Consider the following 15,195-nt stretch of genomic DNA (forward strand, 5'->3'; position numbering starts at 1 on the left):
TGCCTCCAGGTGGTTGAGGACTGTACGACCGGTTCAGCCACCCGGGAGTCGTCGATGTTCCCCATCGAGAGCCACGTCACAGCGGCGCCCACCCGGGCGGGTGGGCGCCGCCGCGACGGCCTGCATGCGTCAGCGACGTCGCAGCGAGGCGTCGACGAGGGCAGGCGGGGCGTAGCCCTTGTCCGCCTCGTTGATGGTCGTGCCGGGCGGCACGATCTCGTCGATCCGGTCGAGCACGTCGGCCGGCAGGACGACCTTCTCCACGCCGAGCTGCGACTCGAGCTGCTCCAGCGTGCGCGGGCCGATGATCGCCGAGGACACGGCCGGGTGGGCCAGCACGAAGCCGAGCGCGAGGTGGATGAGCGACAGGCCGGCCTCGTCGGCGAGGTCCTGCAGCTGGTGGACCGCCTCGAGCTTGGCCTTGTTCTCCGGGGCGTCCGGGTCGTGGCGCGCGGGCTGGCGCTGCAGCCGGCTCGACGTCACCTGCGGCTCCTCGCCGCGGCGGTAGCGACCCGACAGCCAGCCGCCGGCGAGCGGGCTCCACGGCAGCACGCCGAGGCCGTACTTCTGCGCCGTCGGCAGGATGTCGCGCTCCACCTCGCGGGCGAGGATGGAGTAGGGCGGCTGCTCGGTGACCGGCCGCTCGCGCTGGCGCTTCTCGGCCACCCACTGCGCCTCGACGACCTGCGAGGGCAGGAAGGTCGAGGTGCCGATGTAGCGGACCTTGCCCTGGCGCACGAGGTCGGTCAGCGCGCCGAGGGTCTCGTCGACGTCGACCTCCGGGCGCGGCCGGTGGACCTGGTAGAGGTCGATGTGGTCGACCTGGAGCCGGCGCAGCGAGGCCTCAACCTCGCGGATGATCCAGCGCCGCGAGTTGCCGGCCTGGTTGGGGTCGTCGTCGTGCATGTTGCCGTGGAACTTGGTGGCGAGGAACACGTCCTCGCGGCTGCCCGCGCGCGCCTTCAGCGCCTTGCCGACGATCTCCTCCGACTCGCCGCGGGCGTAGACGTCGGCGGTGTCGATGACGTTGATCCCGGCGTCGAGCGCGCGGTGGATGATCGCGATCGACGCGTCGTGGTCGGGGTTGCCCCACGCACCGAACATCATCGCGCCGAGGGTCAGCGGGCTGACCTGGACGCCGGTGCGGCCGAGCGGGCGGTAGTGCTCGAAGCTCATGCGGTCTTCTCCTGGAACGGGATCGGGGCGTACTGGCTGGCGGGCCGGTCGAGGCCGAGGTGGTCGCGCAGCGTGCTTCCTGTGTACTCCTCGCGGAACAACCCGCGCCGGCGCAGGATCGGCACGACCTCGTCGATGAAGACGTCGATGCCACCCGGCAGCCACGGCGGCATCACGTTGAAGCCGTCGGCGGCGCCGTGCTCGGCCCACTCCTGGATCGTGTCCGCGATGTCGACCGGCGTGCCGGCGACCACGCGGTGGCCGCGTGCGCCGGCGAGCCTGTGGCAGAGCTGGCGGATCGTGGGGTTCTCGCGCGCGACGATGTCGAGCACGAGCTGGGAGCGGCTGTGGAACGCGCGGTCGCCGACGGGGGCCACGACCTCGGTCGGGAACGGCCCGTCGATGTCGTAGGACGAGAGGTCGACGCCGACGAGGTTGCTCAGCTGGCGCAGCGAGTACGCCGGCTGGGTGAGGTCGTTGAACGCCTGCTCGAGGTCGCGGGCCTCCGCGGCGGTCGAGCCGATGAACGGGCTGATGCCGGGCAGCACCTTGAGCTGGTCGGGGTTGCGCCCCTGCGCGCGGGCCTGCGCCTTGATGTCGGCGTAGAACTCCTGCGCGTTCTCCAGCGTCTGGTGGGCGGTGAAGATCGCCTCCGCCCAGCGGGCCGCGAAGGCTCGACCGTCCGGCGAGGAGCCGGCCTGCACGTAGACCGGGCGGCCCTGCGGCGAGCGCGGCGCGTTGAGCGGGCCGGCCACCGAGAAGTGCTCGCCCTCGTGGTCGATGCGGTGGATCTTGTCGGTGTCGGCGTAGATCCCGCTCGCGCGGTCCGCGAGCACGGCGTCGTCCTCCCAGCTGTCCCAGAGCTTGGTGACGACGTCGAGGAACTCCTCGGCGCGCTCGTAGCGCTGGGCGTGGGCCGGGTGGGCGTCGAGGCCGAAGTTGTGCGCGGCCCCGGCCGACGAGGTGGTGACGATGTTCCAGCCGACCCGGCCGTTGCTGAGGTGGTCGAGCGACGCGAACTGCCGGGCCAGGTTGTAGGGCTCGTTGTAGGTCGTCGACGAGGTGCCGATGACGCCGATCCGCTCGGTGGCCGCGGCGATCGCGGTCATCTTGGTGATCGGCTCGAGCCCGCCGCGCGCGGCGTACCTGATGTTCTCCGCCAGGGCGGGGCCGTCGGCGAAGAAGACCGCGTCGAACTTCGCGTCCTCCGCGCGCTGCGCGAGCTCCTGGTAGTAGGTGATGTCGGTGATCCGCTCGGGCTGCGACTCCGGTCGCCGCCACGCGGCCTCGTGGTGGCCGTCGGGGTAGATGAAGAGGTTGAGGTGGATCTGCCGGGTCACGAGGCCGCCCTCTCGTCGAGGTGCACGTGGTCGTCCTCGACGCCGAGCTCGGACAGCAGCCGGGCGCGCAGCCGGGCGAACGCGGCGTCGGCCTGCGAGCGACGGGCGCCGAGGTCGATCCGCGCGTCGTGGCGGACGACGCCTCCGTCGAGCACGATCACCCGGTCGGCCAGCACGATCGCCTCGTCGACGTCGTGGGTGACCAGCAGCACGGCCGGCTGGTGGACCTCGCAGAGGTTGCGCAGCAGCGTGTGCATCCGGATCCGGGTGAGCGCGTCGAGCGCGCCGAACGGCTCGTCGGCGAGCAGCAGCTCCGGGTCGCGGACCAGCGACCGCGCCAGTGACGCGCGCTGCTGCTCACCGCCCGAGAGCTCGTGCGGCCAGGCCTTCTCCCGTCCGGCCAGGCCCACCTCGGCCAGCGCCTGCGAGCCGCGCTCCGCGGCGTCGGACGAGCGCAGGCCGAGGATGACGTTGTCGAGGACCCGCTTCCACGGCAGCAGCCGGGAGTCCTGGAAGACGACCGACACCTTCTCGGGCACGAGGACCCGGCCGTGGCCGGCGACTCCGCGGTCGAGGCCGGCGAGGGCGCGCAGCAGCGTGGACTTGCCGGAGCCGCTGCGCCCGAGGAGCGCGACGAACTCGCCGGGCGCGATGTCGAGGTCGAGGCCGTTGAGCACGCCGCCCGCCTCGTTGAAGCTGCGGTGCAGGCCCTCGACCCGTACGGCCGGGCCGGCCTGGGTGGTCAGCTCGCCAGTGTGCGACGCCATGACAGTGCCTTCCTCTCGATGAGTCGGACGACCGCGTCGGCGGTGACGCCGAGCAGTGCGTAGACGACCAGGCCGACGACGATGATGTCGGTCTGCCCGTAGTTGGACGCGAGCGTGATCATGTGGCCGATCCCGCTCGTCGCGTTGATGACCTCCACGACGACCAGCGCGAGCAGCGACGAGGTCACCGCGAAGCGCAGGCCGAGCAGGAAGCCGGGCATCGCGCCGGGGAGCACCACGTGGCGGATGAACTCGGCGCGGCTGACGTCGAGGGTCTCGGCCAGCTCGGCGTAGCGCCCCTCGATGGTGCGCAGGCCGTTGTGGGTGTGGATGTAGATCGGCACGAAGACGGCCAGCGCGATGGTGATGACCTTCATCGGCTCACCGATGCCGAGCCACAGGATCAGCAGCGGGATCAGCGCCAGGGTGGGGATCGAGCGCTTGACCTGGATCGGGCCGTCGATGAGCGACTCGCCGATCCGCGAGAGGCCCGAGATCAGCGCCAGGACGGTGCCGATCGCCACGCCGAGGCCGAGGCCCAGCGCGGCGCGGACCCCGGAGGTCACCAGGCTCTCCTGGAGGCGGCCGTTCTCGATCAGCGTCTCGGCCGTCGTGACGACGGTCCACGGCGCGCTGAGGTTGCGCTCGTCGAGCAGCCCGGTGGCCGACCCGACGACCCACGCGGCGAGCAGGACAGCGATGCCGATCAGGCCGCTGAGGCGGATCGGGGCGCCGGGGCCGAGCCGGCGCCGGACCGGGCGTACGTCCTCGGCGGCGACGATCGGCCGGGAGGCGGTGACTGCGCTCATGACGTCGTCCCCCCGCCGCCGACCGCTGCCGCGATCGCCTTCTCGAAGCGCCGGTCGTAGAGCGTCTCGACGTCGACCGGGTCGTGGCCCTGCTCCTTCGCGAGGGTGTCGGCGGTCTGCTGGTGGCGGGCGATGAAGTCGTCCCAGTCGGTCGGCACGGTGAACTCGCCGAGCGCCTCGACGACGTACTGCGCGTCCTCCTCGGAGAGGCCCTCGTGGTCGACGTAGTAGGCCTGGGCGAACTCGTCGGGGTGGCTGGAGATCCAGTCCTGGGCCTCGGCCCAGACCGCGACGTAGTCCTTGATCGCGGCGGCCTTGTCTGCGTCCTCGATCACGGTGGTCGGCGCGTAGAGCGTCCACGCGTCGTCGCGGACGCCCGGGGCGATCGTGGTGGCGCCGTCGCGCTCGTACTTCGCGAGGTAGGTCTTGACCAGCGACTGGCCGAGCGGCGCGACGTCGACCTGCTTGCCGGCGAGCGCCACGGAGAAGGCGTCGTCGACGCTCTGCATCTCCACGAGCTCGACGTCGTCCTGGGTGAGGCCGGCCTCGCGCAGCACGTTGAGCACGAGGGCACCCTGGGCCTGGCCGGGGCTGTAGGCGATCTTCTTGCCCTCGAGGTCCTCGATCGTCTTCACGTCGACGCCGGGCGCGACCCCGAGCTCGTAGGTCGGGTGCTCCATCGGGTCGACGGTCTCGCGGGCGGCGACGATGCGGACGTCGGTGCCGGTCCAGTGCGCGAAGAGCGGCGGGATGTCGGCGACCGAGCCGATGTCGATCGCGTCGGCGCGGAACGCCTCGAGCGTCTTGGGGCCGCCGGTGATGTTGGCCCACTCGACGTCGACGTCGAGGTCGTCGATCAGGCCGGAGGTCTCGAGGGCGACCTGCGTGGCCGGGTCGCCGACCCGGAGGACGGTGCCGTCGGCGGGGGCGTCGGGCAGCGCGGCGGTGAGCTCGAGGCGCGGTCCGGCGTCCTGGCCGCCGCAGGCGGTCAGGGCGGACAGGCCGACGGCCGCCAGGGCTACGGTGCGGACCAGGGGCGTGCGGATCAGGGGGCTGCGGAACGCCAGGCGGCGGGGCCCTCGTCGTGACATCAGGGAAGCTCCTTCGTGGGGTGGAACACCCAAACTAAACTGAGTTAGTTGACTTACTCGCCTTTTGGACGGCAGGGACTTCCTGCCACCCGGACCTGCCACCCCTCAGGCGGAGCGGAGCAGGGGCAGGAGCGAGTCGCCGACGCGGACGATCTCCCGCTCGTACGGCGTGTCGCTCAGCACGAAGTGGGTGACGCCGAGGTCGGCGTAGCGGCGCAGCGCCTTGGCGACGTCGTCGGGCGAGCCGACCAGCCAGGTCGTGCCGGCGCCACCGCCACCGACGCGGCCGGGGGCGGTGTAGAGGCAGTCGTCGAGGACGTCGCCCTGCCCGGCGAGGTCGAGCAGCCGCTGCTGGCCGACGGCGACGCGTCGGTCGGGATCGACGAACCACTCGTCCCTGCCCGCAGCCATCGCGGCGACCTTCGCCTCGGCGTCGGCCCACGCCTCCTCGGTCGTGTCGCGGACCAGGGTGGTGATCCGGAGACCGAACTCGAGCGGCGGGAGGTCGCGGCCGATCTCCTCGCTCAGCGAGCGCAGGTGGTCGATGCGGGCGGCGACGCCGTCGAGCGGCTCGCCCCAGAAGAGCTGGACGTCGGCCTCGGCGGCGGACGTGCGCTGCGCGGCCTCCGACGCGCCACCGAAGTAGAGCAACGGGTGCGGCCGGCCCTCCCGGGCGACCGGCTTGTGCTCCAGCGTCGCCCCGTCCGCGTGGTAGTGCTCGCCCTCGAAGGTGACGTCGTCCTGGGTCCAGTAGCGGCGGACCAGCCGCATGAACTCGCGGGTGCGGGCGTAGCGCTGCGCCTGGTCGCCCTCGTCGTCGCCGTACTGCGGCTGGTGGTCGGGGCCGCTCACCACGTTGACCTTGACCCGCCCGCCGCTGAGCTGGTCGAGCGTCGCCGCGGAGGAGGCGAAGTGGGCCGGCGTCCAGTAGCCCGGACGGATCGCGATGAGCGGGTTGAAGGTCGTCGTCGCCGCGGTGAGCGCGGTCGCGACCGTGAAGGTGTCCGGCCGCCTCCAGCCGGTGCCGATCAGGGCGCCGCCCCACCCGTGGTCCTCGACGAGCCGGGCGAGGCCGGTCAGCCGTTCGAGGCTGTTGTGCCCTTCGGTCGTCGTGTCCGACCGGTGGCCGGGGGCGACCTGGTTGGGGATGTACCAGAGGAATTCCATGCGACGCGGGCCTTTCCGGCTTATCTGTAGTGGGTTACTACAGATAACACACTGGTCTGGACATTCCGACCACCCGTCCACGGGGCGTCGCGTGCCGATCAGGGCTTCCCGCCGCACCGCGCGGCGGTGTTCGATGACCTCATGGCAGCCAGCCCCTCGGTCGTCGGCGCCCTGGCCACGACGCTCGCCTCCCTCTCCGCGGACTTCGACGCGGACGAGCTGGCCTACCTCGCGCTCACCGGTGCAGCCGGCCACCCCGTGCGCGATCGGCTCGCGTGGCGGCTCCAGCAGGAGCTCGGTGGCGCGTACGTCGTCGCGCGCGGGTGGCGGCGGGCCGACATCGCGGTCGTGGCCGGGGAGACGCCGGTGCTGCAGGTCGAGGCGCGGGCGGTGCACGCGGGCGACCTGCTGTCCCCCACCGCGCGGACCGGGCACCTGGCCGAGCTCGTGGCCAACGGGCTCAAGATGTCGGCGCTCGCGCCCGAGGCCTCGGCCTGCCTCCTCGCACTGGTCACCCACGTGGACGGCACCGTCCCGGACCACCTGCGCGAGCACGTCGTCAAGCACGCCCCCGGCATCACGGCCGCCCTCGACCGCGAGGGCTCCGGCGAGGCCGTGGCGGCGCGGGCACGCAAGGTCTGGGACGCGGAGATCGCCCGCCTGGGCTGGCCGTCGGCTCGCTTCACCCTGGGCGGCGGGTCGATGTGGGGGCTCGGCGTCGAGCTCGACGCGTACCTCGTGGGGCCACTGCCGCCGGGCGAGGCCTGAAAACCGGTCGAGCCGCGACGCCGTCGTCGCCTACCGTCGTGCCGTGCCCACCGCGACGCTGAAGCTCCGCACCCGCTGACGAGCCGCGCGCCGGATCATCCGTCCGCGCGCCCGGCCCGTCGCCCTCGCCTGCCCTGACGACAGCGACCTGCGGAGCCATGCGTGCACACCTCTCCTTCTTCCTTCCCCTCGTCCACCCCGTCCGCCCACCTGCGAGCCATCGGCGTCGGCGCGACCCGCGGCGGCCGCCGCGTCCTGACCGGCGTCGACCTGACCGTCTCGCCGCAGACCCGGCTCGCCGTCGTCGGCGACAACGGGCGCGGCAAGACCACCCTGTTGCGCGTCCTCGCCGGCGACCTCGAGCCCGACGAGGGCCGCGTCGAGCGCGCCGGCACCGTGGGCGTCGCCCACCAGTCGATGGACGCCGGCCCCGGAGCGACCGTCGGGTCGCTGGTCGCGGACGCGACGACGTACGCCCGTCACGCGCTGGCGGCCTTCGACGCCGCGACAGCAGCGCTGACCCGGGGCGAGCCGGGCGCGGAGCAGGCCTACGCCGACGCGCTCGAGATCGCGACCCGGCTCGACGCGTGGGACGCCGAGCGGCGCGTCGACGTGGCCCTCGCCGGGCTCGACGCCTGCACCGACCGCGACCGGCCGCTGGCCACGCTCTCGGTCGGCCAGCGCTACCGGGTGCGGCTCGCGACCGTGCTCGGCGGCGGCGACGACCTGCTCCTGCTCGACGAGCCGACCAACCACCTCGACGCAGCCGGGCTGGGCTTCCTCGCCTCGGCGCTCGTGCAGCGTGCCGGCGGGTATCTGGTGGTGTCGCACGACCGGGCGCTGCTGCGGGCGGTCGCCAGCGACTTCCTCGACCTCGACCCGACCCCTGACGGGCGGCCGCGGCTGCACGGCGGCGGCTACGACGCGTGGCAGGAGGCGCGGCGCCGCGAGCTCGAGCGCTGGCGCCAGCTCCACGCCGAGCAGGTCGCCGAGCGCGACCGCCTCGAGCGCGCCGCCGACGACGCCCGATCCCGCCTCTCCACGGGCTGGCGGCCCGACAAGGGCACCGGCAAGCACCAGCGCCAGTCGCGCGCGGCCGGGGTGGTGCAGGCGGTCCGCCGCCAGGAGGACCGCCTCGCCGAGCACCGCGTCGACACCCCGCCGCCGCCGCCGACCTGGCACTGGCCCGAGCCCGGCACCCGGTCCGGCCAGCCGCTGCTGCGCGCAGACGGCGTACGAGTCCCGGGGCGGCTGGACGAGCCGGTCTCCCTGGGTCTGTGCGGGGGTGACCGGATCGTGGTCACGGGGCCGAACGGCGCAGGGAAGAGCACGCTGCTCTCGGTGCTCGCTCGGGTGCTCGAGCCCGGGGTCGGTCGGGTACGCCACCTCTCGGGCGCTGCTGTCGGCCTGCTCGGCCAGGAGGACGTCGGCGAGGGGCTGCACGGCTCGCCGGGTCAGCTGCGCCGCCGGGTGCTCGCCACCCTGCTCCACCGCCGCCCGGACGTGCTGCTGCTCGACGAGCCGACCAACCACCTCTCGGCGGGCCTGGTCGACGAGCTCACCGCGGCGCTGCGGCGTACGCCGGCCGCGGTGGTCGTCGCGACCCACGACCGGCAGCTGCTCGCCGACCTCGCGGACTGGCCGCGGCTCGAGATCGGTGGTGCAGCGTGACGCGCTCAGCGACGGCGGCCGAGGCGGAAGCCGACTCCCGTTGCCACCGTCACCAGCCCGAGGACGGCGACCGCGAGGCCGGCCGCCTGGGTGCGCGAGACCATCCACACCGACCTGCCCGGGATGTCGCCCGACGGCGTGTAGGCGAACCACCCGAAGTCGGGCTGGCTCGGTGCGGAGGACACCGCGACCGCGAGGCCGATGCACACGAGGACCGCTCCCAGGACCCACCACAGATGACGCACGGTGGGAGTATCGCCGATCCGCGTCGAGGGGAGCCTCGATCGGCCTAGGTTCACCTGTTCGAATCAGATATCCACAGATGTCGTTTGCGCAGGTCAGGGTGTCGGTGGGGTTCTCTAGAATTGCTGCATGACCACCGCTCTCACCGACCTCGACGCCCCGGGCCTGCTGGCCGCGGCGTCCGAGGCGCAGCGGGAGAGCCGGCTGGCGGACGTGCGCCAGCTGGAGGTGCTGTCGGCTTGGGCGGCGATCCACTCCAGCGACCCGACCGAGGGCCCGGACGGACAGGTCGCGCGCCGCACGGGCAACGTGCTGCGCCAGGTCGGCGGCGACGGCACGCCCGGCGTGCAGGACTTCTGCCTCGGCGAGATCGCGTGGGCGCGCGGGGCGAGCGCGACGTCGACGCAGAACGCGCTGGCCGACGTGCTCGACCTCGAGCACCGGCTGCCGCTGACGTGGGCGGTGTGCCGGCGCGGCGAGTGCGAGGTGTGGGTGGCCCGGAAGGTCGCGCGGATGTCGCGCCAGCTCTCCCGCGACCGGGTCGGCCTGGTCGACCGCGCGATCTCGCGAATGATCGCGAGCGAGGGAGCCGGGCGCGTGCTGGCGGTCGCCGAGGCGAAGGTGATCGAGGCCGACACCGAGCTCCATGAGGAGCGCCGCGAGGAGGAGCGTCGCCGGCGCTACGTCGGCCTCGGACGCACGGATGAACACGGTCTGCGCACCCTGATCGCCCGCCTCGAGGCCGGTGACGCCGCGGCCGTCGACGCCGTGGTCCACCGCGTCGCCGAGATCATCGCGCCGCGCCACCCCGAGGCGCACCCCGACGAGATGCGCGCCATCGCCTTCGGCTGGCTGGCGAGGCCCGCGGAGCTCTTCGCTCTGCTGCTGGAGCACGCGGAGCCCGAGGGCGAGTCGGAGGCCGAGTCTGCGCCCGCTGACGAGGAGTCGGCCGAGCGCCGCGAGGCGCTTGCCCGCGCCCTCGCCTTCCCCGCCGACCTCCTCAACGCGCTGCGCTCCCTCGACCTCCGTCCGCTCCGCCCGAAGGCCGTGCTCCACGTCCACCTCCACGAGGCCGCGCTCCACGCCGGCGACGGCGTGGTGCGGGTCGAGGGCCTGGGCCCGGTCACCCTGGGCAGGCTCGCCGAGCTGCTGCGCCACTACGACGTGAAGGTGCAGCCGGTGAAGGACCTCTCCGGTCGCGTCCGCTACACGGCCTACGAGCACCCCGAGTCACTCAGAGACCAGGTCCACCTCGTCAACGTCGGCGACTACTGGCCCTACGCCACCTCGACCAGCCGCCGGGTCGACCTGGACCACCCCACGCCCTACGACCACGGCGACGAGGGCCGAGATCCCCCGCCGGACCAGACCGGCCCCCACAACTCCGGCCCCCTCGGCCGCCGCCACCACCGCTGGAAGACCCACGCGGGCTTCCGATCGCGCCAGTGCGGCGCGGGACGCTACGTCTGGCTCAGCCCGAACGGCCTGGGCTTCCTCGTCGACCACACCGGCACCCACCCGATCCACCCGGAGGAGGCGCGGATGATCTTCGAGGCGCCGCCGGGAGTCGACATCTACGTGGCGTAGCTGGCGGTGGGACCTAGGTCGTGGGGACTGTCCCACCGTCGATGACGTACTCGGCGCCCACGATCGACGAGGCGCGGTCCGACACCAGGAAACCGACGAGGTCAGCGATCTCCTCGGTCGTGGCGAACCTCCCGAGCGGCACTCCCCCGAGGGAGTCGAAGATGGTCTGCTTCGCCTCCTCGCGCGTGAGGTCGTTGCCCTCGGCGATGCGGTCGAGGAAGTCCTCGTAGCCCTCGGTCTGGATCCCGCCGGGGCTGACGGCGTTGACGCGGACACCGCGGGGCGCGAGCTCGTTGGCGAGGCCCTTGCTGTACGTGCGAAGCGCGCCCTTGGCTGACGCGTAGGGAAGCGTCGCGTCGTGCAGCGGCAGCTGGCGCTGGATCGAGGTGACGTGGACGACGACCCCGGACCCGGCCTCGACCATGGCCGGAAGCATGGCTCGATCGAGCCGGACTGCTCCCAGCAGGTTGAGGTTGAGCTCGGCCGTCCAGTGTTCTTCGCTCGCAGCGGCGAACCCGCCGGGCGGGGTCGAGGAGCCGCCGACGACGTGGACCAGGATGTCGAGCGGGCCTTCCTCGGCGATCCGGGCTGCGACGGCCTCGACGCCGTCGAGGGTGGAGGTGTCGGCCTCGATGAAGCGGTGGGGCAGCGGGTGGTCGGCCGTCATCGTCCGTGCGGTGGTCCACACGTCCGCGCCCATCTCGCGCAACCTGTCCACCACCGCCGCTCCTGCGCCCTTCGACCCGCCGGTGACGAGTGCGCGCCGGCCGTCGAGTCGGTCGCGATCCTGCTGGGACATGCTGTTCTCCTGGTCGGTCGGTGGGGGACGTCAGACGGTGATCTCGAGCCGGCGGATCGCGCCGTCGACGAGGGTGAAGAGCATGCGGAGGTCGACCTCGCCGCCGGGGAAGGTGCCCGAGAGGTGCGTGCCCACCTCCCACACGTCGTCGGCTGGCCGGGAGATGGAGCGCAGCGTGGTCTCGACGTCGTAGTCGTTCGCCGACTTCCCGAAGACCTCGAGCGTCGCCTCGCGACCGTGCAGCACGTGGCCGTCGTCGAGGACGGTGACGTCCTCGGCCAGGTGGTTCACGGCGGTGGCGTAGTCCTGGGTGACGTGGGCGCGGAGGTAGCGCGCCACGACCTCGGGGAGCTCGTCCCAGGCGAAGGTGTCGGAGGAGTCGTGGTCTGTGCTGGCGTGTGTGGTCATGCGGCCACGGTGCAGCGTCTCGACGCGGCAGGGTCAAGGACGGGACTCTCCCCCGGGGGGAGGGTGCAGACTGCCGCCATGCTGGCCATCGGTGAGTTCTCGCGTCTGACGCACCTGAGCATCAAGACCCTGCGTCGCTACCACGAGGCGGGGCTGCTCGTCCCCGCTGCGGTGGACCAGTCGACGGGCTACCGCTCCTACGACGGGGGCCAGATCCCGACCGCACAGGTGATCCACCGCCTGCGTGAGCTCGACGTCCCCCTGGTCGACGTCCGACGCATCATCGAGTCGACCGACCCCGACAGCCGGGCCGCTCTCGTGTCCGACCACCTCGCGCGGCTGGAGGCCGAGCTGGACCGGACCCGGGCCGCGGTCGTGTCGCTGCGTCGGCTCCTCGATCCCGAACCGGTGCCCCTGCACGTCGAGCTGCTGGCGGTGCCCGAGGTGACGGTCGCTGCCATCGAGGCCGACGTCGAGAGCGACGAGATGGCCGCGTGGTACGCGGGCGCGCTCGCCGAGCTCGGGGCCGCGGTCGACGTCCAGACCGGGCCCGCGGGAGGGGTCTACGACAACGCCCTCTTCGAGGAGGGCCGCGGCCACGTCCTGCTGCACGTGCCGACGGCGGAACCGCCGCATCGTGGCCGGGTACGCCCGGTGACCCTGCCGGCGGTCGAGCTGGCGGTCGCGACCCACGTCGGCGCGCACGACCACGCCGACGTCACCTACGGCCAGCTCGGGTCGTGGGTCGTCGCCAACGCCCTCGCGGTGGCTGGTCCCGTCCGGGAGACCTATCTCGTCACGCCTGCCGACGACCCCGACCCGTCCGCGTGGCGCACCGAGATCGGATGGCCCATCTTCAGGATGTCCTGACCGCGCGGGCCGTCTCCCCGCCACCCCTCGGGGTGAACTTCGGCCGACACACCCCACGCCCACCAGCGAGCACCAGGTCCAGACGAGCACACCGAGGCACGATTCCCCCGTGCCCCCGCCCGAGCTCTCGGTCCTCCGCAAGCGCCTGGAGCTCGGCCGCCTCCTCCTCGGGTCGGTCCTGGAGTGGCTCATCAAGGCCTACGGCGCGGGTGCCGCGCTGAGCGTCGCGCTCAGCGACTCCGAGACCACGAGCGGCAAGGCCGGCGACGCGATCCGGGCCGTGCCCAACCTCGCCGACAAGTACCACCAGGGCCGCTACGTCCTCGACCACCGCGAGGAGATCCAGGCCGCGGTCACTTACCTCAACGAGCACACGCTCCCCGAGGCCGAGCTCCAGCGGCAGGCCGACCAGAGCCTGCAGACGCTCGGCTCGATCGAGACGACGTACGACGAGGTCGGCCGGGCGCGCGACGCGCTGCAGCTCGACGGGATCCAGGGCACGTTCGACAACGTGCGCGAGGCGATCGGCCACATCGGCAGCGCCTACAGCGCCCGCCCCGACCTCGACTCGATCCGCCGGCTCGCCGAGGTCGCCGACCAGGTCGAGCCGTTCAAGCAGCAGGTCGACGTCCTGATCCCGGTCTACTACGGCAACTTCTTCACGCTCACCGACAACTTCGCGTCGGACGAGATCGCCTCCACCCTGACGGTGATGGCGCTGGCGCTCGCGGTCTCCGTCGTGCTCGGCCGGGTCGTCGGCTTCTGGGTGCGCCGCGGCCGACCGGGCATCGTCGCCCGCCTCCTGCAGCACCTGGGCGCGCGCACCTTCCCGAAGTGGTACGCGCGCCACCTGCCGTACGCCCTCGGCGCACCGCTCTACGACCACGCCCGGATCCACGTCCAGGACGCGATCCTCGACGACCCGCGCGGCACCCTCGACGACGAGTCGTACCGCCGGCTCGAGGAGCACTTCAGTGCAGCTCGGGACCCGTCTTCTCCCGCACCTCGTCCTCGGTGACGCCCGGGGCGAGCTCGACCAGCTTGAGCACCCGGTCGCCGAGGGTGCCCGAGGGCGCGACCTCGCCGGTGGCGGGGTCGATCACGTCGATGACCGCGAGGTCGGTGATGATCCGCTGCACCACGCGCTTGCCGGTGTAGGGCAGGTCGCACTCGTCGAGGATCTTCAGCGAGCCGTCCTTGGCGGTGTGCTCCATCAGCACGATCACGCGCTTCGCGCCGTGGACCAGGTCCATCGCGCCGCCCATGCCCTTGACCATCTTGCCGGGGATCATCCAGTTGGCGATGTCGCCGTTGACCGAGACCTGCATCGCGCCGAGGATCGCGGCGTCGATCTTACCGCCGCGGATCATCCCGAACGACTGCGCGGAGTCGAAGAACGACGCACCCTTGCGCAGCGTTACCGTCTCCTTGCCCGCGTTGATCAGGTCGGGGTCCTCCTCGCCCTCGAAGGGGTAGGCCCCCACGCCGAGGATGCCGTTCTCGCTCTGCAGCACCAGCTCGACGTCGTCGGCGACGTAGTTGGGCACCAGCGTCGGGAGCCCGATGCCGAGGTTGACGTACGACCCGTCCTTGAGCTCCGAGGCCGCGCGCGCGGCCATCTCCTCACGCGTCCACGCCATGTCAGGCCTCCTTCTTCCGCGTCGTGACCTTCTCGATCCGCTTGTCCGCGGCCTGTTCGGGCGTCAGCTCGACGACCCGCTGCACGAACACGCCCGGGGTGTGGACCTCGTTGGGGTCCAGCTCGCCCGGCTCGACGAGGTGCTCGACCTCGGCGATCGTGACCCGCCCGCACATCGCGGCCAGCGGGTTGAAGTTGCGCGCGGAGTCGCGGAAGACGAGGTTGCCGTGCCGGTCACCCTTCCAGGCGCGCACCAGACCGAAGTCGGCGACGATCGCCTCCTCGAGGACGTACTCCTTCTCGCCCTCGGCGGTGGCGAAGACCTTGGTCTCCTTCGGCGGCGACGACACGATCACGTTGCCCTCGGTGTCGTACTTCCACGGCAGCCCGCCCTCGGCGACCTGGGTGCCGACGCCGGTCGCGGTGTAGAAGCCCGGGATCCCCGAGCCGCCGGCCCGCATCCGCTCGGCCAGCGTGCCCTGCGGGGTCAGCTCGACCTCGAGCTCGCCGGAGAGGTACTGCCGCGCGAACTCCTTGTTCTCCCCCACGTAGGAGGAGATCATCCGCCGCAGGCGCTTGGCGAACAGCAGCCGCCCCAGCCCCCACTCGTCCACGCCGCAGTTGTTCGACACCGCCTGCAGGTCGGTGGTGCCGGCCTCCAGCAGCGCGTCGATGAGGACCGACGGGATGCCGCACAGTCCGAAGCCTCCGACGGCGATCGTGGCGCCGTCCGGGATGTCGGCGACAGCCTCGGCCGCCGAGGTGACCACTTTGTCCATGTCGCAGACCCTAACGGTCGTGTGACTGGCGCCACTGTGTGCCCCGGGACCACTGTCGAGCACCCCGGGTGTGGGTGGAGC

16 protein-coding genes are annotated in these 15,195 nt (G+C 72.4%); 5 read left to right on the plus strand and 11 right to left on the minus strand.

Annotation, left to right across the window (positions count from 1 at the left end):
- Positions 1–129 precede the first annotated feature (129 nt).
- The 6 genes from KDN32_RS19350 to KDN32_RS19375 all read right to left on the minus strand — a co-directional run bounded on the left by KDN32_RS19350 (position 130) and on the right by KDN32_RS19375 (position 6,350).
- Positions 130–1,176, minus strand: coding sequence for an aldo/keto reductase (locus tag KDN32_RS19350; RefSeq protein WP_211733937.1), 1,047 nt, complete (start codon positions 1,174–1,176; stop codon positions 130–132).
- On the minus strand, positions 1,173–2,516 hold the full coding sequence (locus KDN32_RS19355; RefSeq protein WP_211733939.1) for an LLM class flavin-dependent oxidoreductase: 1,344 nt from the start codon (positions 2,514–2,516) through the stop codon (positions 1,173–1,175). The genes KDN32_RS19350 and KDN32_RS19355 overlap by 4 nt, the downstream gene beginning before the upstream one ends.
- Complete coding sequence (locus KDN32_RS19360; protein WP_211733941.1) at positions 2,513–3,283, minus strand: ABC transporter ATP-binding protein; 771 nt, start codon at positions 3,281–3,283, stop codon at positions 2,513–2,515. The genes KDN32_RS19355 and KDN32_RS19360 overlap by 4 nt, the downstream gene beginning before the upstream one ends.
- Positions 3,259–4,092, minus strand: a complete 834-nt coding sequence (locus KDN32_RS19365; RefSeq protein ID WP_211733943.1) for an ABC transporter permease — start codon at positions 4,090–4,092, stop codon at positions 3,259–3,261. Before KDN32_RS19365 ends, KDN32_RS19360 begins: the two co-directional genes overlap by 25 nt.
- Positions 4,089–5,183, minus strand: a complete 1,095-nt coding sequence (locus tag KDN32_RS19370) for an ABC transporter substrate-binding protein (RefSeq protein ID WP_211733945.1) — start codon at positions 5,181–5,183, stop codon at positions 4,089–4,091. The genes KDN32_RS19365 and KDN32_RS19370 overlap by 4 nt, the downstream gene beginning before the upstream one ends.
- Positions 5,184–5,288: 105 nt before the next feature.
- Complete coding sequence (locus KDN32_RS19375) at positions 5,289–6,350, minus strand: LLM class flavin-dependent oxidoreductase (protein ID WP_211733946.1); 1,062 nt, start codon at positions 6,348–6,350, stop codon at positions 5,289–5,291.
- 141 nt (positions 6,351–6,491) lie between these two features.
- Here KDN32_RS19375 and KDN32_RS19380 point away from each other — a divergent pair, with 141 nt between their 5' ends.
- Complete coding sequence (locus KDN32_RS19380) at positions 6,492–7,118, plus strand: hypothetical protein (RefSeq protein WP_211733948.1); 627 nt, start codon at positions 6,492–6,494, stop codon at positions 7,116–7,118.
- Between the two features lie 162 nt (positions 7,119–7,280).
- Positions 7,281–8,789, plus strand: a complete 1,509-nt coding sequence (locus KDN32_RS19385) for an ATP-binding cassette domain-containing protein (protein WP_211733951.1) — start codon at positions 7,281–7,283, stop codon at positions 8,787–8,789.
- Between the two features lie 5 nt (positions 8,790–8,794).
- On the opposite strand, the gene KDN32_RS19390 is transcribed toward KDN32_RS19385, so the two are convergent.
- Positions 8,795–9,034 (minus strand): hypothetical protein, encoded by a 240-nt coding sequence (locus KDN32_RS19390; RefSeq protein ID WP_211733952.1) that lies wholly within the window; start codon positions 9,032–9,034, stop codon positions 8,795–8,797.
- Positions 9,035–9,161: 127 nt separating this feature from the next.
- Between KDN32_RS19390 and KDN32_RS19395 the strand changes: the two genes are divergently transcribed.
- Complete coding sequence (locus tag KDN32_RS19395; protein WP_211733954.1) at positions 9,162–10,619, plus strand: DUF222 domain-containing protein; 1,458 nt, start codon at positions 9,162–9,164, stop codon at positions 10,617–10,619.
- A 13-nt stretch (positions 10,620–10,632) separates the two neighbouring features.
- On the opposite strand, the gene KDN32_RS19400 is transcribed toward KDN32_RS19395, so the two are convergent.
- Together KDN32_RS19400 and KDN32_RS19405 are read right to left on the minus strand one after the other, a co-directional pair.
- Entirely contained in the window at positions 10,633–11,418 is a 786-nt protein-coding gene (locus KDN32_RS19400) for an SDR family oxidoreductase (protein ID WP_211733956.1), read from the minus strand.
- A gap of 30 nt (positions 11,419–11,448) precedes the next feature.
- Positions 11,449–11,826, minus strand: a complete 378-nt coding sequence (locus tag KDN32_RS19405) for a nuclear transport factor 2 family protein (protein WP_211733958.1) — start codon at positions 11,824–11,826, stop codon at positions 11,449–11,451.
- Between the two features lie 78 nt (positions 11,827–11,904).
- Between KDN32_RS19405 and KDN32_RS19410 the strand changes: the two genes are divergently transcribed.
- Both KDN32_RS19410 and KDN32_RS19415 read left to right on the plus strand, forming a co-directional pair.
- The gene (locus tag KDN32_RS19410; protein ID WP_211733960.1) at positions 11,905–12,696 is read left to right on the plus strand and encodes a MerR family transcriptional regulator; all 792 of its coding nucleotides are present in this window, start codon (positions 11,905–11,907) and stop codon (positions 12,694–12,696) included.
- 109 nt (positions 12,697–12,805) lie between these two features.
- Positions 12,806–13,714 (plus strand): DNA-binding protein, encoded by a 909-nt coding sequence (locus KDN32_RS19415; RefSeq protein WP_211733962.1) that lies wholly within the window; start codon positions 12,806–12,808, stop codon positions 13,712–13,714.
- Here the strand turns inward: KDN32_RS19415 and KDN32_RS19420 are convergent.
- Both KDN32_RS19420 and KDN32_RS19425 read right to left on the minus strand, forming a co-directional pair.
- Positions 13,668–14,336, minus strand: a complete 669-nt coding sequence (locus tag KDN32_RS19420) for a 3-oxoacid CoA-transferase subunit B (RefSeq protein ID WP_211733964.1) — start codon at positions 14,334–14,336, stop codon at positions 13,668–13,670. The two genes, KDN32_RS19415 and KDN32_RS19420, sit on opposite strands and share 47 nt — an antisense overlap.
- Position 14,337: 1 nt before the next feature.
- A complete protein-coding gene (locus KDN32_RS19425; RefSeq protein ID WP_211733966.1) occupies positions 14,338–15,114 on the minus strand; it encodes a CoA transferase subunit A in 777 nt (258 codons plus the stop codon).
- Positions 15,115–15,195: the final 81 nt, after the last annotated feature.

It is taken from the genome of Nocardioides palaemonis, from assembly GCF_018275325.1.
Taxonomy (GTDB): domain Bacteria; phylum Actinomycetota; class Actinomycetes; order Propionibacteriales; family Nocardioidaceae; genus Nocardioides; species Nocardioides palaemonis.